The sequence below is a fragment of the Tersicoccus mangrovi genome, from assembly GCF_036881825.1.
In the GTDB taxonomy this organism is placed as follows: domain Bacteria; phylum Actinomycetota; class Actinomycetes; order Actinomycetales; family Micrococcaceae; genus Tersicoccus; species Tersicoccus mangrovi.
The window spans coordinates 49,520-69,692 of sequence record NZ_JBAJMW010000005.1; the positions used below are offsets into that span (position 1 = coordinate 49,520).

A 20,173-nucleotide genomic window follows, 5' to 3' on the forward strand; every position below is an offset into this window, starting at 1 on the left:
GATGAGCACGTACACCACGGACGGCCGGTCCGACATCCGCGACGACTTCGAGTCGGTCCGCGACCAGCAGCGGCGGCGCCTGCGCGGCACGACCGGCGAGAGCTGGGCGGCCCGCGCCGTCCGGCAGGTCACCGGCATCGTCACCGCCGACCCCTACCCGCAACAGCTCACCGAGGCGGCCGCCGGCGTCCAGGGCGCCGTCACCACCGGCCGGCGCGTGGCCGTGGTCGGCACCCGCGGCGGCGCCGGGCGCACGACGACCGCCGCCCTGCTCGCCCGCGTGATCGGCTCGCTGCGCACCGACCCGGTGACCGTCATCGACGCCGCCGGGGCGCGCGGCACCCTCGCGCTGCGACTCGCGCCGGAGCAGGAGTTGCCCACCGGCGGCGAGGTCCTCGACGCGGCCGGCCGGGCGCCGGCCGCCCTCGCCGACCTGACGGGCGCGCTCGCCCCCGCCGGCCGCAACCTGTGGGCTGCGAGGTCCCGCCCGGGCCAGGACCTCGACGAGCTCGTCGTCGCCGTCTCCCGGTTCTGCGCCGTCACGCTCGTCGACGCGCCCACGCCGGACGCCGCGGGGACCGGTCAGCCGCTCGCCCCCTTCGCGGGCGCCCACGCCCTGCTGCATGTGGCCCCCTGTACGGTGGCCGGGCTCGACGACGCCCGCTGGCTCGCCGGGTCCGGGACGACGACGCCGCTCCTCACCGCGCTCGTCGACGTCCAGCCCGGTGCCGGTCTCGACGTCGTCGCCGAGGCACGGCAGCTGGACCACGACGGCGTCCCCGCTCTTCCCCTGCGGTTCGACCGGCACCTGGCCACCGGTGTCGAGTTCGACCTGTCCCTGCTGGCACGCACCACGCGGCTGCAGGCCACGGCACTGGCATCCGCCCTCGTCCGCACCGCGATCGGCGGTGTCCCCGTCACCACCCCCGCCCTCGGTGCGCCCGACGCGGCGCCGGCGGCTCCCGGCGCCCGTCCCGGGAGTGACGGCCGATGAGCGTCCGCCTCGTCCACCGCCCCGGCCGCACCACCCCGGCGTCCCGGACACCGGAGCCCTTCGTCCTGAACGCCCCACCGCCCGTCGAGGCCGGCCGGGGCGGGATGAACATGATGTCGCTCATCCCCCTGCTCGGGGCCGGCGCCTCGATGACGGTGATGATGCTGTTCCGCGGGTCGAGCCTGGCCGCCGTCGGCGCCCTGATGATGATCGTCACCGTGCTCGCGTCGATCGTCATGCTGATCAGCCAGCGCGGGAAGGCCGGACGCCACCGCCGCGAGCAGCGCGAGAACTACCTCGACTACCTCGAGCGGTCCCGCGCCGAGCTGCGCGCCGGGGAGCAGCAAGCCGTGCGCACCGCCCAGGACGGCAACCCGGCGCCCACCGCCCTGTTCGACATCGTCCGCAACCCGGCACGCCTGTGGGAGCGCCGGCGCGCCAACGAGGACTTCCTCCATGTGCGGCTCGGCACCGGCACCCGGCCGCTGCGGCCCATCACCGTCACCGAGTCGGCGGGCGCCCTGCAGCAGACCGACCCGTTCATGGACTCCGAGCTGCGGCTCCTCCAGCGCCGCTACGAGGCCTCCCCCGGGCTGCCCCTGACCGTGCCGCTGGACTCCGCGGGCAACGTCAGCATCGTCGGGGACCGCGCGTTCACCCTCGAGGTGGCGCGCATCCTCGTCCTTCAGGCCGCCGCGTTCCACTCCCCGGAAGACCTGCACCTGGCCGTCGCGGTGCCCGAGGACCGGCGCGACGACGTCGCCTGGCTTGCCTGGCTGCCGCACCTGGCCGACCAGCGGCACGCCCATGCGACCGGCCCCGTCCGGCGCCTCGCCCGTGACGCCGCCGAGCTGACGGACGTGCTCGCCGACGACCTGAACGCCCGGTCGACCATGGCCGCGGAGGCCCGCAAGAACTTCCTGCGCGCCGGCATCGGGACGGCCCTGCCGCGGCTGCTCGTCGTCTCCGACGCGTACGGCGACCTGCCCGGGGAGCTGCAGCTGACCGACAAGCGCGCCACGCCCGGCTCCCTGGGCATCACCACGCTGCATCTCGTGCGCGAGCGGAACCAGGAGCCCTCCGAGGTGGGCCTGCGCATCACCCAGACCGCCGACGGCTACCGGCTCGAGAACCACCTCGCGGACCCGCTCTCCCCCGCCGTCCAGGAGGGCGAGCTCACCGCGCTGCCCGTCGCGACCGCCGAGGCCCTGTCCCGCGAGCTCGCGTCGCTGCGCCTGTCCGCCGACTCCCTCGAGCACGAGACGTCCTCCGGCACGGACGACTTCCTGACCATGCTCGGGCTGAGCGTCGACGCGACCGCGGACGACGTGCGCCGGCTGTGGGCCCCCCGCGCCGAGGTCGACTTCCTGCGCGTGCCGCTCGGGCCCGACGACCGGGGCCGGCCCGTGCTGCTGGACCTGAAGGAGTCCGCCCAGTTCGGCATGGGCCCGCACGGCCTGTGCGTGGGCGCGACGGGCTCGGGCAAGAGCGAGATGCTGCGCAGCCTCGTGCTCGGCCTGCTCGCCACCCACGCCCCCGACGTGCTGTCCATGGTGCTCGTGGACTACAAGGGCGGGGCGACGTTCGCCCCGTTCGAGGGCGCCCCGCACGTCGCCGGCGTCATCACCAACCTGTCCGACGACGTCGCGATGATCGAGCGCGTCTACGCGAGCCTGGCCGGCGAGATCCAGCGCCGCCAGGAGGTGCTCAAGGCCGCCGGCAACATCGCGAACATCACCGACTACCAGCTGCTGCGGCGCGAGCGACTGGACCGCGGCGAGCACCTGCCGCCGCTGCCGCACCTCGTCGTCATCATCGACGAGTTCGGCGAGCTGCTGACCGCCCGGCCGGACTTCATCGAGCTGTTCCTCTCGATCGGCCGGATCGGCCGCTCGATCGGCGTGCACCTGCTGCTCTCCAGCCAGCGGATCGAGGGCGGCAAGCTGCGCGGACTCGACACCTACCTCTCCTACCGGATCGGGCTGCGCACCCTGTCCGAGGCCGAGAGCCGCACCGTGCTGGAGACGCCGGACGCGTTCCACCTGCCGCCCGTGCCCGGCTTCGGCTACCTCAAGGTGGACACGACCACGTACACCCGGTTCAAGGCCGGTTACGTCTCCGGCCCCGCCGAGGACGTCGCCCGGGCCGAGGAGGCCGAACCCGTCGAGGTCGAGCCCGAGGTGGCGCTCGTCCCCCGGTACGCCGCCACGCTCGACGGCGGGACGCCCGCGTCGGCCGCCGTCGGCTCGGCCGCGTCCGCGCCCGTCTCCGAGCAGACGTTCGCCGGCACCGGCGCGTTCGGCGGATCCCGGTCCCGGGCCCGGGCGTCCGCCCCCGAGGCCGACGTCCCCGCGGTTCCGGCCGCCGCCGCTGCCGCCCCCGGTTCCGGGCCGTCCCGGCGCACCACCGGGCCCACCGTCCTGTCCACGCTCATGGGCGTGCTGTCCCGGTTCCCCCGGGCCGTCGACCCCATCTGGCTGCCGCCGCTGCCCGTCGCGATGGCCCTGGACAGCGCGGCCGGGGCGCCGCAGAGCACCAGCGCCGGCCTGCGCATCCCGGGCGGGAACCTGCAGGTGCCGATCGGCCTGCTCGACGACCCGGCCCGGCAGTGGCAGGGCCTGTGGCAGCTCGACCTGACCGCCGCGGGCGGCAACGTGCACATCGTCGGCGGCCCGTCCTCGGGCAAGTCGACCCTGCTGCGCACCGTCGCCGCGTCCCTTGCGCTGACCCACAGCCCGGCTGAGGTCGGCATCTACGCCGTCGACCTGCTCGGCAGCGGGCTGCTCGCGCTGCAGGACCTGCCCCATGTGGGCGGCGTCGCGGTGCGCACCAACCGCGAGGTGGTCCGCCGCACCGTCGACGAGCTGATGGGCATGCTCGCCGTCCGCGAGCGCGTGTTCGAGGAGCGCGGCATCGACTCCCTCGCCACGCTGCGCCGGCTCGCCGGCCGCGGTGATCTGCCCGGCATCGCCAGCGCCGACGTCGTCCTGCTGCTCGACGGGTACGGGCAGCTGCAGGACGAGTTCGAGGACGTCGAGCGGAACGTGCACGCCCTGATCTCCCGTGGCGGCGGGTACGGCATCCACGTCGTCGTCACCTCCTCGCGGATGAACGAGGTGCGCCTCGCCCAGCAGGCGTTCTTCGGCACCCGCATCGAGCTGCGGCTCGGTGAACCGGCGGAGTCGGCGCACGGCCGGAAGCTGGCCGAGTCGATCGCCGCGGACCGGCCCGGCCGCGCCCTGACCGACCGCAAGCTGCTCGGCCACGTCGCGCTGCCGCGGATCGACGGGGTGGACGACGTCGACACGATGCAGGAGGGGCTGCGCTCCCTCGTCGCCGACGTCGCCGCGTCCACCGAGGACCGGGCGATGGCGGTGCGCGTTCTGCCGGCCCTGGTCGAGGCGGAGAGCGTCCCGACGCCGCGGCGGCGCGGCCGGGTGCCGCTGGGCATCCGCGAGAACGACCTCGAGACCGAGGTGCTCGACCTGCGGGGCGCCGACCGGCACCTGCTGGTGCTCGGCGACGACGGGTGCGGCAAGACCAACCTCCTGCGCACCCTCACCCGCCGGCTGCGCGAGCAGTACACGGCGGAGGAGATCGTCTTCGCCGTGTTCGACCCGCGGCGCGGCCTCGAGGGCGAGATCCCCGACGAGTACCTCGGCGGCTACGCGTCCAGCGCGGCCCTGGCCGAGCAGCTCGCCGGCGCGGTCTCCACCGAGCTGGCCGAACGCGTCGCCGACGCCGAGCACGCCGCGACCGCTCCCGCCGTCGTCCTGCTCATCGACGACTACGACATCCTCACCGCGGGCGGCACCGCCCCGCTCTCGCGGCTCACCTCGTTCCTGCCGCTCGGTGCGCAGATCGGGCTGCACGCCGTGCTGACCCGGCGGGTGCGGGGCGCGAGCCGCGGCATCTACGAGTCGTTCTTCACGGCACTGCGCGACTCCGGCGGCACCGGGCTGCTGATGTCCGGCGATCGCGGCGAGGGCGTCCTGCTCAACGGGCTCCGGGCTCGCCAGCTGCCCGTCGGCCGGGCCCAGGTGCTGCGGCCGGGCAGTGCCGCCGCGACCGTGCAGTTGTTCCACAACGAGGTGGCCGCGACCGACGAGGTCGGCGAGGGCACCGTCACCGGGCCGATCGGCCTGGTTCCGTCCGCTCGTTCTCAGGAAGGGAGCGCCTCGTGAGCGCCGACTGGGTGATCGCCTGCCGGACCCACCCGCAACCGGACCACCTGGCCGCGGCCGTCGGCGCCGTGGCCGGTGAGCGGTACGTGCGTCAGGACGCGGAGGGGCTGCTGCTGGAGGTGGCCGCCACCGTGACCGGGCCGGCCGACGTCATGGTCGAACTGCCGCGGCTGATCCGGGTGGGCGCCGAGGCAGGCCGCGTGCTTGCCGGCGCCACCGTCACCGAGTTCCCCGACGGTCCCGCGGGTTTCCCGTCCCTCTCGCCCGACGCCGAGCCGGTCTGGTGGGTCGAGGTGCACGCCGTCTCACCCGACGGGCAGCCGGTGGCCGAGCGGCTGGCGCTGACGATCGGCGGTGCGTTCGCCGGGCACGTCGCCGGTCCTCCGCCGGGCCTGGTGGGGACGCCCGGGTCGGTGCTGGCGCGGCCTCCGTCGGCGTCTGGGCCGGCTGACGGGCCCTCCGGGCCGTCGTCCTTGCCGGCTGACGCGCCGACTGACACCGCGGGAGGAGACCGATGAGCCTCTTCGACTTCGCCACCGCCGACACCGCGGTCCTCTTCCAGGACAAGCCGGTCGTGCACCGGTCGGCGTGGCTCGACCTCGCTGCCGCCCGGGCCGCCGAGGAGGGTCGCTTCCTCGCCGTCATCACCCCGCCGGACAGCGCCCTCACGCTGCCGGCCAACGACCTGCTCTCGCAGCCGGGCCGCCGGTGGCTGGTCACCCGCCACGACGGCCGGTTCCACGACGGCTACACCGGGCGGCTCTACGACTGGGACGGCGAGGTGTTCAGCATGGTCGACGAGCTGGCCGACGAGTTCCTCGTCGCCGACGCCGAGCCGGACGCTGCGCTGCACCTCCGGGCCGAGCTGCTGCACCCCGCCGCGCACGGCACGCGGGTCGGCGAGCTCGCGCAGACTCTGTTCATGCTGTTGACCGGGCAGGAACCGACCGGGTGGGGCACCCACGAACCGGCGAGCGAGCCGTGGGACGTCTCCGCACTCACGGACCACTGCTTCCGGATCGCGCCGCACCGGTCACGGCTGGTCGTCGTCGGTGCCCCGCAGCCGGGCAGCCAGGTGGCGGCGGTCGGCGTGCTCGAGGTGGTGCGCACGGCGACCGGTGTCAGCGAGTCGCTCGAACTGCTGGTCGAGACCGCGGAGCCGCTCGACGACCTGGCCCTCGACTACGTCGCCCGGGCGCTCACCCGGCACGCGGTGCGCACCGGGCTCGTCGGCCACGCGCTGGGGTTGCCGTCCCTGAACCGCCCGGCGCGGTTCACGGGGGCCTCGGTGCCGGCGCTGGCCGTGTTCGGTCCCGATGCGCTGCGATCCTCCGGCCCCGATGCGGCCCGGCGGCTGGCCGGGGACCGGGCCGAGCTGGTCGGCCCGTCGGCGGCACGGTCGCTCGTCGTCGCGTACGGGCAGGATCCCGACGGCGTCCACCCGCTCGAGCAGCATGCCCAGCTGGTGCAGCGCCTCGCGGGGTGAGGGTTTCGCCGCGTCGCGTGTCTCGCATCGTCGCGGGTGGTGCGCTGCCCACATCGGGCGTCGCCTCATCCGTGCGTCCGTCGGTTACGCCCTTGTCCCGTGGTCTTTGACCGGGACTGACGGGCGGAACTGACGGACTCACGGGACGCCCCGGGCGGAACTGACGGACTCACGGCATCGAGGCGCGGCTTGACGGGTCCGGGAGCTGAACCAAGACGCCGGACGTGCCGAAGTCACGTCACGTCGCTCGTCCCGAAGCGCCCTCCATCCCCTGACACGCGCACGACGGTGGGGATATAGCGCTCTATCCCAAGAAACCTCGGAGTGTCGCGGGATCGGGCGGATGGCCGCCACAGCGTCACCACCCCATCCCGACGCAACCCGGCGAGTCGCGGGACCGGGCGCCCGGCCGCCCTAGCACCGACACCCCCTCCCGACGCAACCCGGCGAGTCGCGGGACCGAGCGCTGAGCGGTGGCGGTGCAACCACGCCCTCCCCACCAATTCCGGCGTGTCCGGGGATCGGGTGCATCACCCGACGCCGCCGGCCGGAACGGCCGGACCTCAGTCGTCGATCGGGGTGTCGAGGATCGCGAGGTCGTCGGCGGTGACGAGGTGCGACGTGATGGCGTGCTCCACGAGCCGGGCGCGGCGATTCGACGCCGGTCCCCCGCCCGTCGCCCGCAGGCCGGTGACGCCGACGCGGTCGAGCTTCTCGCACACGTTGTCGAGCTTGCGGTTGAACTTGGACTGGGACCAGCCGAGCCGTTCGGCCGCCTTCGCCGAGGAGGGGATGTTGGCGAAACCGGTGCCGTCGCGACGCAGCGACGGTTCGGCGAGTGCCACGATGAGGGCCTTCTGGCTCGGCGTGAACACGACCATGCCGATCGTCGTCTCCCCCGAGGCGTCCGCGGTGCGGGGATCGGCCCGGAAGGTCGGGGTGGCGATGTGGATGGCCAGCTCGTAGGTCGTCGACCCGGCCGTGAACACGACGGTCGTCTGCCCGAACACCAGCGGCAGCTGGGCACCCGGTGCGAGCCAGGCCTGCATGCCGCCGGACCCGTCGGCGATGGTCGCCGAGAGCAGCGACCCGACGTTGGCGAGCCACCACAGCCGATCCCGGCAGACGATCTGCAGGAACACCCGGTGCAGGTAGGGGTTGTCGTCGATCCGCAGGTCGCCCTCGCGGCCGATCGTGAAGACCCCGTCCGGCGAGGGCGTGTACCACTCCCCGCAGAACTCGACGGTCAGCTCCGCCATGCCATCTCCCCCGGTGCGCCGCCGTCCGCGGATCCCCCCTGGACCCGGCCCGACGGGCGAACGCGGCACCAGTCTGACACAGCGCCCACCGCCGGCCGGCGCATCCGTCGGCGTGGTGCGGCGGCACTCACGCGAGATCCTCCAGCACGGCGGTGACGCCGTCGCCCAGGTCGATCCCGTCGCCCGATCGCAGCGGCAGTGAGGCGCCGCCCTGGAGGCGCCGGGCCGGCTGTCCCGGGTGGGTGAGCACGGTGCCGTTCGTCGAGTGCAGGTCGGTCGCGCGCCACCCGTCCGCGACCCGCTCGATGCGCAGATGGGATCGGGAGACGTCCGACTGCGGGCTCGGCACGGTGACGAGCCGGACGTCGGACGGGTCCGCTCCGGCGGGCAGCGCCGGACGGCGACCGAGGATCGTGATGCCGTCGAGCGGCACGACGTCGCCCGTCGCGAAGACCGCGCACGGTCCGCCCGGGGCGCGACGGCTTGCGGTACGCAGCGCCTGTTGCTCCGCGCCCGTGAGGGTGAGACCGTCGTGGTCCTCGGCGTCGGCCGGTGCGGCGGCCGGACGGACGGCTGCGGAGGCGACGGGACCAGTGGCCGCGGGAGTCGCAGCGTCGGGCGAGGCGGATTCCGACGACGGGCGCCGGGCGTCGTGACTCACGGGCGATCCCGACTCCGGTGACCGCGATGTCCCAGGGGACGGCACAGACGACGACGCCGCCCCAGGTGCGGCGAACCGGCTCGCGTCCAGCCGCCAGGGCACGGCATCGATGAGGCTGCGCGGCCGGGAACTCGGTGCCGCGGTGTCGGTGGACAGGGTGCCGGCGGCCGCGGTGTCGGTGGCCGGGGCATCGTGAGCCGGGGTGGCGACGTCCGGGGCATCGGGAACCGCCGTGGCCTCCGAGGCCGATGCCGTTGTCGACGCCGACTCGTCCGACCGCTCGCGGTCAGCCACCGGCTCCACCGTGGCCGGTCCATGAAGCGACCGTGCACCGGTGGCCGCGCCGAAAGGTGCGGCGCGGGTGACCAGCGGCTGCTCTCCCGTGGGCGGCGCGATCATCGTCTCGCCGGACACGGGCACGTCGTCCTCCGCCGCGGTCTCCGGTTCCTGCGTATGGCTGCGGGCGACGTCGTCGACGGTGTCGTTCACGCGGACCGCGCCGGCTCGTGCGGCGCCGTCGACGAGGAGACGCCATACCGTGTCGTCGATGTCGACAGCCTCGCTACCCGAGGGACCACCCGGAGAACCGGAGGCCCCGTCACCGTCCAGAGCGACGATGTACCGCCCACCGCGGGGCAGGCGCCGTTCCGTCCACGTGAATGCCTCGGCGCCCGAGACGACGTCGGTGGCTCCCGCTGCGTCGCTCCGGGCGTCCTCGTGGCGCACCGTGGCCGTGCCTCGGACGAGCACCCGCACGGCGTCGTCGTCGAATCGCAGCACCGCGAACGCCGGCAGGGCCAGGAGGTCGCCGCGAGACGTCGAGGATCGGGAGCCGGGAGAGTCCGACGGCGCGGGGCCCGAGACGCCGGAGCCCGCCACCGCAGCGCTCGACCCTGCCGGGATCTCCACCGCAGCGCCCGACGCCGCAGCGCTCACCACGACAGCGCCGAGACCCGTCTGGATCGCCCCGAGGACGCCGGCCAGGTCGCGGACCGACTCGAGGCCGGACCACACCGCGTCGGCGGCTGTCGCAGTGTCCTCGGGCAGCAGGAGCACGGTGGAGCCGTGCACGATCAGGATGGCCGTGCCGGCCGTGGAGGCGACCGACGGGGCGAAGCGGTTGCCGTCGCTCACGGTCGACTGCTCGGAGGCCGGCTGGACGGCAGTCGGCTGCGTTCCGGCCGAGCCGGCGGCCGGTGTCGACGCGCTCACGTGCGGCTCACCGCGATGGTCCGGTCGCCGAGGTGCACGAGCGCGCCGTCGACGGCGAGGACGGGCACGCCGGGGTCCGCCGTCGTGCGGTCGCCGTTCGGCGGGGTGACGGCGGTGCCGTTCGTCGAGCGCCGGTCCGTGACCCAGACGCCCTCCGCGTGTGCGGAGAGGTGGGCGTGCGTCTTCGAGATGCTCCGACCGGGGTCCGGCAGGTTGACGAGCAGCACGTCGCCCTCCTCGGGGGCGTTGACCGGGTTGCGGCCGACCAGCGCCTCCCCCCGGAGCGTCAGCGCGCTGCCGTCGTCGAAGGCGAGCCGCCAGGCCGTGGACCGCGGGCGCGCCATGCGGGTCTGTTCGAGGTCGTCGTCCCCGGCACTCGGTGCGGTGGGAGCGGCCGGGGCGACGGCGGCCCGCTGTGCCGTGACCGGTGCCGAGCTGCCCGGTGTCGAGGTTCCCGGTGCCGCGAGGGAGACGCCGAGGTCGATGGACGACGCGTGCGTCCGGTACGCAGCGGCGCCCGTGGACGTCTCCGACCCGGCGTCCGCAGCGGTCGGAGCAGTGTTCACCGACACGGGAGACGAGCCGGCCGGAACAGCGGCGGCCGCGCTGGAGGCACGGCCGTGGTCGCCCGCGGCGGTCCGGTCGACCGAGCCGCCGCCGTCGGCCGTTCCGCGGTCGTCCCCGCGTCGGCCGGCCGTCCGACCGCGGTCGGCCGCGTTGCCCGCGAGCGGGTCGCGGCCGAGCGTCGCGTCGACCACCCAGGTGCCGGCGGCCTTGTCGTGCCAGCCCTGCCGCTGCCGGTCGCGGTCCCAGACGTTGGAGACGGTCACGAGCAGCGGCCCGATCACGGGCACGATCCCGGCCACCACGACGATGGCCGTGCGGACCAGGACCCGCCACCAGCCCGGTGCCGCCTCCCGCGCGTCGACCGTCCGGATGCCGACCGTGACGCCGCCGACAGTCCGCCCGCGCGTCGCCTCCCACCACCACTGCACCAGCACGACGAGCAGGGCGACCGCGGAGCCGACGACGACGACGGGCGTCACCGCACCGTCGGGCCCCTGCGCTGCGGCGATCACCGCGGTGGCCGCACCGACGACCACGAGGATCACGGCGTCGATGAGGCGCGCGACGAGTCGCTTGCCGGTGGACGCGTTGACCAGCCGGCGGCGCGCCGCGGCGTTCGCCTCACCGGCGGGGGTGGTGGTCGCCGCGCTCATGGCATCCTCTCGGTCCGGATGGTGTCGGGGATCGTATCGGCGATCAGGATCGGGATCACGGCAGCCGACAGCCGGCGGATCGACGACCCGATACTCGCGGCGAGCGAGGCCGCCCGCGTCCGGGGTGCCGTCGTCATGGTGACCAGCATGCCCGGGCGGGCGTCTCGGAGCCGCGGCCGCTCTGGCGCCGGATCGAGACCTCGAGGCAGGTCTGGCCCTTCGCCGGCCGCGGCACCACGACGCGCGCGGAGGCGACGCGGACCGGGTCGGCCGAGAAGTCGGTGGCCGTGTACTTGCGCACCATGTAGGAGTCGCCGGCGAGGGGCTGCGGGTTGCGCCAGGTGAAGACGATGCCGCCCGTCCCGGGCACGCCCTTGAGGCCGGCCGGGGTGGGAACGGTGCCGTAGATCAGCGGGTCGGCCGGGCTCGGGGAGAGGGCGGGCGCGCTGCGGGTCGTGGCGGTCGGGGCCGGTCCGCTGGTCAGCGAGACGATCACGACGACGCCGGCGACGACGATCGCGAAGGCGAGCACCGCGAGGGCCAGGAGCCGGCCGCGCCGGGAGCGGGGCGCGGCGGGCGCGGCGATCTCCGGTCGGTCCGTGAGCCCGGTGCCCGGCTCCGTCGACGGCCCGGCGTCCGTGGCCGTGCCGGCAATGACCCCGGGTACCCGGCTGATGACGGGCCCGGCCGCCGTCGTGCGGGCGGCGGTCGACGCCGCGCCGGCCTCGGCTGTCCGCGTCTCGTCGCCACCGGGGACATCCGTGGCACCCCGACGGTCGGCCCGGCGCCGATCCGTGCCGGCCTCCGAATCAGGCCCGGGCCGCGCTCCCGGACCCGCGATCGTGTGCTCGTCGTCGGGCGTGCCGACGACGCCGCCGAAGTGGGTCTGCGTTCCCGTCCCGGGCCCGAACGCGGGTGCCGGAGGGGTCGCCGGCCGGCGCCGCACCTCGACCCGCTCGGGTCCGGCGACGTCGGTGGTCCGGGCGTTCGTCGTGCCGTCGGGGTCGATCGAGACGACGCCGCGGACCCGCGTGGCCTCGCCGTCACCGGTCTCGGCCCACCCGGATGCCGGTTCGGCGAGGACCTCGAACGGGGTGACCGCGAGGGCGAGCTCGGCCTGGATGCGCTGCAGGTCGTAGGCGAGGGCCTTGGCGCTGGGATACCGGGAGTGCGGATCCTTCGCCATCGCCGTCGCGAGCACCCGCTCGAGGGAGCCGGGAACGTCCTCGCGGCCGATCGGCGGCAACGGCGTCGAGGTGATCCGCCGGATGACCTCGGCCTGCCCGTTGTCGCCGCCGGTCACGGAGAAGGGCGAGCGGCCGGCGAGCAGGGTGTAGAGGGTCGCGGCGAGGCCCCACACGTCCAGCCGCACGCCGTCGGTCGCGCCGCCGTCGAACGCCTCGGGCGGGGACCACGGGATGGACATGCCCGCGTCGGTCTCGGCCGCCGCGTCCATGGTGCCGGAGATGCCGAAATCGGTCAGCGCCGGCCGGTTGTAGTCCGTGACCAGGATGTTGGCGGGCTTGATGTCGCGGTGGACGATGCCGGCCCGGTGGGCGGTCTCGACGGCGGAGGCCACCTGCACGCCGATCGCGAGGACGTCGCTGACCGCGAGCGGGGACTGCCGGGCCCGCACGTTCAGGCTCGGCCGCGAGCAGTACTCCATGGCGAGGTACGAGTGGCCCGCCTCGGTCACGTCCGCCTCGTAGATCGTGACGATGTAGGGGTGCGTCGAGACCTGCGCCATGAGGTCGGCCTCACGCTCGAACGCGGCGCGGGCGTCGGCGGTGCGCAGGTCGGCCAGCTGCACCTTGATCGCGACCCTCCGGCGCGGGCGCTCCTGCTCGTACAGGTAGACGTCGGAGAAGCCACCCGAACCGAGCACGTTCAGGTAGCGGAAGCCGGGGATCTCGGGCGGAGGCGCGGCGCGGCGCGTGCTCACGGGCGTGCCTCGAAGGTCAGGACGACGCCGTCGCCGAGGTCCACCACGTCGCCGTCGAGGAGCATCGTCGACTCCCCGCGGCCGAGCCGGCGTGGAGGCTGTCCAATGCGGCGCAGCAGGGTGCCGTTGGTGGACTCGAGGTCGTCGAGCAGCACGTGCCAGCCGTCCAGCCGGACGCGGACGTGCGAGCGGGAGACGTCGCCGTTCGGGCTGGCGACGGTCACGATGCGCGGCATGTCGGCCCCGGCGCCGCGGGTGACGGCGGGCTGGCGGCCGACGACGGCCGGCCGGTCCAGCTCGACCCGCCGGCCGTCGGCGAGAGTGAGCACGCCGAGCGACGGGCGCGGCACGCGGCGCGGATCCGCGGCCAGGGGCCGGCCGCAGCGGCCGCAGTCACGGGCGGCCGGCGGGTTGGCGTGGCCGTCGGGGCAGACGCGGGCGAGCACGAGTGGCCCGGTCGACGGACGGTCGGCGGCCTCACCGGTGCCGATGGTGGGCGCGGACGACGGCGGGGCGGGGATCGCCGTCGGGGCCGGAACAGGCGACGACGACGGCGGTTCGCCGGGCTCGGCCGCCGATGCGGTGTCCGGCGACGGCAGCTCGAAGGCGTCGGGTGTCGACGGCTCCGATGCCTCGGACGGCCCGACCGCGTCCGACGCCGGGAGGTCCACCTGCTCCGGCGGCTCGACCGCGTCGGATGCCGCCGCAGATCGCTCGGGCACCGCGCCGGCATCGGCATCGCCGTCCGACACCGCGTCCGACACCGCCTCCGACACCGCGTCCGACACCGCCTCCGGCAGCGCGAACGTGAGCTCGGACGCGGCGACGATGCCGGCGCGCAGGGGTAGCCACACGCCGTCGTCCTCGCCAGGACCGCCGCCGGCTGAACCGGGGGCCGAGGGCCCGGTGGACGCCGTCACGGACCGGGCGTCGGCGACGATCTCGGAGTCGGTGCCGTCCTGCCACTGCCGGTCTCCGTCGGCGTCGGTCACGGTGACCGTGCCCGCCCCGCGGACGGCCGGGGTCACGGTGCGGCCGGCCACGCGCAGCACGATCCCGTCGGCACTGCCGAGGACGGCGCCGGCGAAGGCGCCGATACTCGTGGGGTCGCCGACGGGCAGGCCGCCGGTCCCGGAGTCGACGGTGAGGGCGTCCCAGATGCGCGCGCCCGTGTCCGCGGGGGTGCCCGGTGGCAGCAGCACCATGGCCCCGGCGTCGTCACCGGCGGAGGGCAACCGGGCCAGGAGCGTCCAGTCGCCGGAGCGGTAGCGCGCCGCGGTCATGGACCCGGATGGTCCCCGGAGGCGGGGGCGGGCTCACTGTCGGCCGGTCGCGGCACCGCCGTCGACCCGGTGGAGCCGCGTCGCGGCAGGGTGTCCTCGTCGTCCTCGCGCGGGCGCGGGGCCGTCGTGTGCACGTCGTCCTCGTCGCCGGCACCGCCCACGGCGTCGATGACGACGACCGTGACGTTGTCCCGCCCGCCGTTTGCGACGGCGGCCTGGACGAGGGCGTCGGCGGCGGTCTGCGGGTCGGCGACGGCGTCGAGCACGCGCCCGATGGCGTCGTCGGGCACCTCGACCGTCAGCCCGTCCGAGCACAGCAGGATCCGCTCCCCCGGTTCGACCGGGAGCAGCCAGAAGTCGGCGGCGATGTCGACACCGGTGCCGAGCGCGCGGGTGACGACGTGCCGGCGCGGGTGGACGAGCGCCTCCTCGGGCGTGATCTGCCCGAGGTCGACGAGCTCCTGCACCTCGGAGTGGTCGACGCTGATCTGCCGCAGCCGGTGCTGGTACAGCCGGTAACTGCGGGAGTCGCCGACGTTGAAGAACAGCCAGTACGGTCGTCCGGCCTCGCGGGTCAGGACGACGCCGGTCAGTGTGGTGCCCGCGCGGGACTCGGTCTCCTCGCGGATGGCCGCGTCGGCGCGCTCGAGCAGCTCCTGGACCTGGGCGGCCGTGATCTCGCGGTCGGCATGCCCGTCTCCGGAACCGTTCAGCAGCTCGGATTCGCCCAGGGTGCGCACGCAGACGCCGCTGGCCACCTCGCCGGCCTCGTGTCCGCCCATCCCGTCCGCGACCGCGAACAGGGTGTCGGTGACGATCAGCGAGTCCTCGTTCAGTTCCCGCCGCAGACCGCGGTCCGTGGTGAAGCCGGAGACGATGCGCACGGTGCCGTCGGTACCCTCGGCGGTGGTCGTCTCACTCATCGTCCGACATCCTAGCCGGGGAACCGTTCGCCGCCGTGTCGGTGGCGCCCGGTGTCGGCGCGGCGGCCGGGCGGACCGGTACCGTGCCGCGGGCCACGGCCGTACCGCCCCGGCGCGTGCCCTCGTCCCTGGCGCGTCGCCGTCGTTCCTCAGCCCGTCGTCCGACCTTCTCGGCGCGGCGTCGTGCGCGCCGTTCGGCACGGTCCGCGCGCAGGGAGCGCAGGGAGAACCGGGAGCGCCAGCGCCGGCCCCGCGACACCGAGCCGCGGATGCCCGCCAGGGAAGCGTCCACGCTGTCCCAGTAGTGCGTGATCTGCTCCTCCGTGGGCTCCGCACCGCCGAAGACGGCCGCGTCCGCCCGCCGTGCGAGCGTCGTCGTGCCGCCGGCCGCGTAGGGGAACGCGCCGGCGACCGTGGCCGCGTGCTCACGCCGGGTGGCCCCGGACGGGACACGGGTGCCGAGGTCGGCGGCCAGGCTGAGCACCTCGCTCCACCCACCGCTGATCCGCTGCACGGGCGCACCGAGACGGCGCCGTCGCCGGTAGCGGCGCGACTTCAGGCCCGCGATCACGAGCAACGGCGTGAGGATCACGACGAGCGGGATGCCCACGGTCAGCCCGATGGCGAGCAGCGGACCCCAGTCCTGGCGAGTCGCCTGCTTGTTCTCGTCCGTGTTGAGGGCGTCGGGGTCCGACTCGGGCGGCACTTCGGCCGGCTCCTGCGGCGGGGGCGGCGGCTGCAGCACCTGCGGCTTCGGCTTGGCGAGCGGCTGCTTGGGCGGCGGCAGCGGCTCCTTGTTCTCCTCCGGTGTCGGGTTGAACGGCACCCAGCCGGCCCGCTCGAACTTCACCTCGACCCAGGCGTGCACGTCGTCGCCGGTGATCCGCAGCGGGGCCGTCGGGTCCTTGACCGCCGACCAGTCCGGCGAGAACCCCATGACCACGCGGGCGGGGATGCCGAGGTTGCGGGCCATCAGCGCCATGGCGACGGCGTACTGCTCGTCGTCCCCGACCATCGTCTTCGCCCCGAGCAGCGCCTCGATCCGGGCGGCGCCGTGACCGGACAGGGAGCGGGTCTGGCCCTCCAGGCCGTGGCTGAAGTAGCCGTACTTCGCCAGGCCCTGTTCGAGGTTGCGGACCCGGTCGACGGCGGCGGCGTCCGCGCCGGCCAGGTCGCCGGCGCGGGAGGCGACAGCCTCGGGCACGTTCGAGGAGTCGGGCAGGGCGACGTCGGCGAAGCCGAGCGGGGCGAGCTGGTCGTGGCTCCACGACTCGGGGTAGGCGACGTCGAGCGTGTAGCTGTCCCCCTTCTGCACGCCGCTCGTCGTCAGCGCCGTCTCCGCGTCCGCGTTGTAGAACAGGGAGTCGCCGATGCCGGTGCCGCGGGGACCGGTGAAGGACGCGCCCTCGATCCTGCCGCTCGCGGGCAGCCACGGGGAGGCGAAGTCGTCGATCGTGAAGTGCACGGTCGCGTGGCGGCCGTCGCCGGACGCGCCGGTGCCGGCGAGCGTGCCCGTGTCGCCCACCGGGGCGAAGGCGCCCGAGGACGCGTCGTCGACGTTGTAGACGATCCCGTTGTAGGCGTCCATCGCCGCGAGCCGCACCCGCTCCCCCTTCGGCAGGCCCTGCACGGTGAACAGCACGTCGTCCTTCCGGTCCTTGACGTACTGCCGGAAGCTCATCAGGGGGCTCGGGTACTGGTGCAGGTCCAGGGGCGGGACGAGCGCGTCGCGGACGACGGCGCGTTCCCCGGCGGGCGCGAGGACGGGCGCGATCAGCGCCGTCAGCAGGGCGGCGCCGGTGAGCACCGCCGCCCCGCCGAGGAGCCGCCGACGGCGGCCCGAGCGGGCGACGGCGCCGGGCAGTCCCGGCGTCGGCGTCGAGACCACGGCGGAGGACGTGGCGGAGGCCGGTGCGGCGACGGCGGCGGCGGTGTTCCGGCGGCCGGCCTCGAGCCGCCAGGCCAGCCAGGCGACGGCGACGAGGACGACGGCGACCCCGCGCAGCACCGGCAGGGCCGTCGTGTCCGCGCCGAGCGCCGCCCCGGCGACGAGCACGGCCGTCACCGGCAGCAGCGCCCACGCGGGGTGGCGCACTCGCCACGCCAGGGTGCCGGCGACGATCGCGCCGACGTACACGCACAGGAACGGCACGATGAGCATGCCGCGGGCCACGCCGACGGGCGGCGCCACGGTCAGGAAGTCCTTCCAGGACTGGACGACGCCGAAGACGAGCACGCGCCACGCCTCGAGCGTCGGGAAGACCCCGGCACCGGCCTCGGCGGGGGCAGCGAGGCCGGGACCGGCCACGAGGTAGCCGACGACGGCCAGGCCCACGACCCACAGTTCGCCGAGCCGCCAGCGCGCGCCCGCGGCGGCGACGGCCAGGCCGAGGACGAGCGCCCCGACGACCGCGACGACGAACCGCGGCTGGGCGCCGAAGCTGGTCTGGAAGCCGAGCGCGCCGAACCACAGGAGCAGCCCGAGCGCGAGGACGTCGAGCGCCCGTGCCCGCACCACGGGCGGAATCGCCGCGAGCCGGCCGGCCAGGGTCTCCCCCGGGCGGCCGGCGCCGGCCGCGCGCCGCGGCGTCGCGCCGCTCACGAGGCCGCCCGCCGCAGCACCGAGCCGAGCTCGTCGAGGGAGCCGACGGTCAGCACGACGAGGTCGCCGATGGTGGCCCGGGCGGCGGGACGGCCGGCCCCGCACCGCACCGCGAGGGTCCGGATCCCGACCGGCACCCAGGCGGCGGCCCGGCGCAGGTCGGCTGCGGAGACGTGCATCCCGACGACGAAGAAGATGACCGACGCGTTCGGCAGCGTCTCGGCGGTGGTGCGGGCCAGGTCCACGGCGGCCATACCGGTCGTGCCGGTGAGCCGGGTCGCGTCGTCGAGCAGCGTGCGGCCCGTCCGGGTGCGCAGCGGCCCCGAGGACGTGATGACGTCGAGGTTGCGCTGTTCCCGGGCGGCCTGCAGGCCGATCGAGGTGGCCACGGAGATGGCGAGCTCGAGGTCCGCCTCGCCGTCGTACTCGCTCGCCTCGGTGGACAGGCCGATGCCGATGTGGGAGCGGCGGGTCTGCTCGAACTGGCGGACCATGAGGGTGCCGGTGCGGGCGGTGGAGCGCCAGTGGATGTGCCGGCGGTCGTCGCCCGGCTGGTAGTCGCGCAGGGCGTGGAAGGAGACGTCGGTATTGGCCAGGTCGTGGGTCGGCAGGCCCTCGAGGTCCCGGATGAAGCCCGGCGTCGACGCCCCGAGGCCCACGGTGCGCGGGTGCACGAACAGCTCGACCGGCTCGGTCCACGTCACCTCACGGCGCAGCAGGTGCAGCGGGTCCGCACGGACGGACCGCACCGGCCCGATGGTCAGCACGGTGCGGCGGCTGGTCGGGATGGTGAAGAGGTCCTCGTAGGACTGGCCGGGCTCGAGCCGCGGCAGGTAGAACGCGGCGGTCGCGGCGCCGACGGGCAGTTCGAGGGACGCCGGTCGCAGCGGGCGGGACGCGGCGGAGGCGACGGTGACCGCGCCGACCGCGCGGTCCCCCACCGCCACCCGGGTGCGGGTCAGGTCGAGGTCGACGTCGTAGGCGGAGCGGCCGAGCACGAACCCGACGGCGCTGACGAGCAGGAGGGTCCCGAAGATCGCGCCGACGCCGGCCTCCTGCCAGCCGAGGCTCAGACCGAGGACGGCGAGCACGACGACGGCGGCGACGACGAGGCGACCGAGCGGGCCGACGACGCCGACGACCGGCCGGACGTACCGCCGCGTCAGGCCACCGGTGGCCCGACCGACCCGGCGGGCTCCGCCCTGCACGCGGCCGTACCAGGGGTGGCGGGTGATCCGGACCGCACCGCGCCGGGCAGCGGCGCCGAGCACCGGGACCGCGCGGGAGAACGCGGCGGGAATCCCGCGGCGACCCGGCTCGGCGGCCGCGCCCGTCGTGCGGGTGTGCGGTCGGGTGCCCGCGCGTTTGCTCGTGCGGTTCGTCATCCGGGGACGCCCGCGCGGTGCTGGGGAGCCGGCACCGCGGCCATCACCTCGGCGAGCACGTCCTCCGCGGTCGCCCCGGAGAACTCGGCCTCCGGGTCGAGGACGAACCGGTGCGTCCACACGGCCGGGGCGAGCTCCTTGATGTCGTCGGGCAGCACGTACGGGCGGCCGTCTGCGGCGGCCCACACCTTCGCGGCCCGCACCATGGCCAGGGCCCCACGCACGCTCACGCCGAGGCGGGTCTGCGGCGCCTGGCGGGTGCGCTCGGCGAGCACGGCGACGTACTCCAGCACCGCGTCCTCGACGTGCACGGTCGTGGCCAGGTCCGCCATCTCCCGCAGCGCCTTCGTCGTGATCACCGGTTCGAGAGCCGCCGAGCGGTCCCGCACGGAGGCGCCGGAGAGCAACCGGACGGTCGCGGCGGCGTCGGGGTAGCCGATGGACGTCTTGATAAGGAAGCGGTCCAGCTGGGCCTCGGGCAGCCGGTAGGTGCCGGCCTGCTCGATGGGGTTCTGGGTGGCGAGCACGAGGAAGGGCCGCCCGACGTCGTGCGTCGTGCCGTCGACGGTCACCCGGGACTCCTCCATCACCTCGAGCAGCGCGGACTGGGTCTTGGGCGAGGCGCGGTTGATCTCGTCGGCCAGCACGATGGTCGCGAAGACGGGTCCCCGGTGGAACTCGAAGGCCTGCGTCTTCTGGTCGTAGATGGTGACCCCGGTGACGTCGCCGGGCAGCAGGTCCGGGGTGAACTGGATGCGCGAGTGGCTGCCCTGCACGGTCGCGGCCAGCGCCCGTGCCAGGGACGTCTTGCCCGTGCCCGGGGCGTCCTCGAACAGGACGTGCCCCTCGGCCAGCAGCGCGGTCACCGTCAGCCGGATGACGCGCTCCTTGCCCAGGACCGCCTCCCCTACGTTGTCCACGAGGCGGGTGACGGTCTGGGCGAACCACTCGGCCTGCTCGGGAGTCATGCTCATGGGGTTCGGTGTCCTTCGGTGTGGTGACGGTGGTCGGTCTGCGGTGCT

14 protein-coding genes are annotated in these 20,173 nt (G+C 75.0%); 4 read left to right on the plus strand and 10 right to left on the minus strand.

Annotation, left to right across the window (positions count from 1 at the left end; genetic code table 11):
* Position 1: 1 nt before the first annotated feature.
* From V6N00_RS10975 to V6N00_RS10990, 4 genes are read left to right on the plus strand one after another with little or no spacing between them, the layout of a single operon-like run.
* Positions 2-994: a hypothetical protein gene (locus tag V6N00_RS10975; RefSeq protein ID WP_334232341.1), complete on the plus strand. Its 993-nt coding sequence runs from the start codon at positions 2-4 to the stop codon at positions 992-994.
* The gene (gene eccCa / locus V6N00_RS10980; RefSeq protein ID WP_334232342.1) at positions 991-5,178 is read left to right on the plus strand and encodes a type VII secretion protein EccCa; all 4,188 of its coding nucleotides are present in this window, start codon (positions 991-993) and stop codon (positions 5,176-5,178) included. The genes V6N00_RS10975 and eccCa overlap by 4 nt, the downstream gene beginning before the upstream one ends.
* Positions 5,175-5,696 carry a hypothetical protein gene (locus tag V6N00_RS10985; protein ID WP_334232343.1) on the plus strand — a complete coding sequence of 174 codons (522 nt, stop codon included), beginning with the start codon at positions 5,175-5,177 and terminating at the stop codon, positions 5,694-5,696. The genes eccCa and V6N00_RS10985 overlap by 4 nt, the downstream gene beginning before the upstream one ends.
* A complete protein-coding gene (locus V6N00_RS10990; RefSeq protein ID WP_334232344.1) occupies positions 5,693-6,664 on the plus strand; it encodes a DUF6177 family protein in 972 nt (323 codons plus the stop codon). The genes V6N00_RS10985 and V6N00_RS10990 overlap by 4 nt, the downstream gene beginning before the upstream one ends.
* A 563-nt stretch (positions 6,665-7,227) precedes the next feature.
* Here V6N00_RS10990 and V6N00_RS10995 read toward each other — a convergent pair.
* The 10 genes from V6N00_RS10995 to V6N00_RS11040 all read right to left on the minus strand — a co-directional run bounded on the left by V6N00_RS10995 (position 7,228) and on the right by V6N00_RS11040 (position 20,125).
* On the minus strand, positions 7,228-7,923 hold the full coding sequence (locus tag V6N00_RS10995; RefSeq protein WP_334232345.1) for an FHA domain-containing protein: 696 nt from the start codon (positions 7,921-7,923) through the stop codon (positions 7,228-7,230).
* Between the two features lie 127 nt (positions 7,924-8,050).
* Positions 8,051-9,796, minus strand: a complete 1,746-nt coding sequence (locus V6N00_RS11000; protein ID WP_334232346.1) for an FHA domain-containing protein — start codon at positions 9,794-9,796, stop codon at positions 8,051-8,053.
* On the minus strand, positions 9,793-11,016 hold the full coding sequence (locus tag V6N00_RS11005) for an RDD family protein (RefSeq protein ID WP_334232347.1): 1,224 nt from the start codon (positions 11,014-11,016) through the stop codon (positions 9,793-9,795). The genes V6N00_RS11000 and V6N00_RS11005 overlap by 4 nt, the downstream gene beginning before the upstream one ends.
* Positions 11,013-11,153, minus strand: coding sequence for a hypothetical protein (locus V6N00_RS11010; RefSeq protein WP_334232348.1), 141 nt, complete (start codon positions 11,151-11,153; stop codon positions 11,013-11,015). The genes V6N00_RS11005 and V6N00_RS11010 overlap by 4 nt, the downstream gene beginning before the upstream one ends.
* Positions 11,150-12,958 carry a serine/threonine-protein kinase gene (locus tag V6N00_RS11015; RefSeq protein ID WP_334232349.1) on the minus strand — a complete coding sequence of 603 codons (1,809 nt, stop codon included), beginning with the start codon at positions 12,956-12,958 and terminating at the stop codon, positions 11,150-11,152. The genes V6N00_RS11010 and V6N00_RS11015 overlap by 4 nt, the downstream gene beginning before the upstream one ends.
* Complete coding sequence (locus V6N00_RS11020; RefSeq protein ID WP_334232350.1) at positions 12,955-14,241, minus strand: FHA domain-containing protein; 1,287 nt, start codon at positions 14,239-14,241, stop codon at positions 12,955-12,957. Before V6N00_RS11020 ends, V6N00_RS11015 begins: the two co-directional genes overlap by 4 nt.
* Positions 14,238-15,164, minus strand: a complete 927-nt coding sequence (locus V6N00_RS11025; RefSeq protein WP_334232351.1) for a PP2C family protein-serine/threonine phosphatase — start codon at positions 15,162-15,164, stop codon at positions 14,238-14,240. Before V6N00_RS11025 ends, V6N00_RS11020 begins: the two co-directional genes overlap by 4 nt.
* Complete coding sequence (locus V6N00_RS11030; protein WP_334232352.1) at positions 15,157-17,766, minus strand: transglutaminase domain-containing protein; 2,610 nt, start codon at positions 17,764-17,766, stop codon at positions 15,157-15,159. The genes V6N00_RS11025 and V6N00_RS11030 overlap by 8 nt, the downstream gene beginning before the upstream one ends.
* Positions 17,763-19,151 (minus strand): DUF58 domain-containing protein, encoded by a 1,389-nt coding sequence (locus V6N00_RS11035; protein WP_334232353.1) that lies wholly within the window; start codon positions 19,149-19,151, stop codon positions 17,763-17,765. Before V6N00_RS11035 ends, V6N00_RS11030 begins: the two co-directional genes overlap by 4 nt.
* The gene (locus V6N00_RS11040; RefSeq protein ID WP_334232354.1) at positions 19,148-20,125 is read right to left on the minus strand and encodes an AAA family ATPase; all 978 of its coding nucleotides are present in this window, start codon (positions 20,123-20,125) and stop codon (positions 19,148-19,150) included. The genes V6N00_RS11035 and V6N00_RS11040 overlap by 4 nt, the downstream gene beginning before the upstream one ends.
* Positions 20,126-20,173 lie beyond the last annotated feature (48 nt).

Coding starts and splice junctions, on each gene's coding strand:
- V6N00_RS11035 (WP_334232353.1), bottom strand. CDS start 19,151: ATGACGAACCGCACGAGCAAACGCGCGGGCACCCGACCGCACACCCGC.
- V6N00_RS11025 (WP_334232351.1), bottom strand. CDS start 15,164: ATGAGTGAGACGACCACCGCCGAGGGTACCGACGGCACCGTGCGCATC.
- V6N00_RS10995 (WP_334232345.1), bottom strand. CDS start 7,923: ATGGCGGAGCTGACCGTCGAGTTCTGCGGGGAGTGGTACACGCCCTCG.
- V6N00_RS11005 (WP_334232347.1), bottom strand. CDS start 11,016: ATGAGCGCGGCGACCACCACCCCCGCCGGTGAGGCGAACGCCGCGGCG.
- V6N00_RS11010 (WP_334232348.1), bottom strand. CDS start 11,153: ATGACGACGGCACCCCGGACGCGGGCGGCCTCGCTCGCCGCGAGTATC.
- V6N00_RS11040 (WP_334232354.1), bottom strand. CDS start 20,125: ATGAGCATGACTCCCGAGCAGGCCGAGTGGTTCGCCCAGACCGTCACC.
- V6N00_RS11020 (WP_334232350.1), bottom strand. CDS start 14,241: ATGACCGCGGCGCGCTACCGCTCCGGCGACTGGACGCTCCTGGCCCGG.
- V6N00_RS10990 (WP_334232344.1), top strand. CDS start 5,693: ATGAGCCTCTTCGACTTCGCCACCGCCGACACCGCGGTCCTCTTCCAG.
- eccCa (WP_334232342.1), top strand. CDS start 991: ATGAGCGTCCGCCTCGTCCACCGCCCCGGCCGCACCACCCCGGCGTCC.
- V6N00_RS10975 (WP_334232341.1), top strand. CDS start 2: ATGAGCACGTACACCACGGACGGCCGGTCCGACATCCGCGACGACTTC.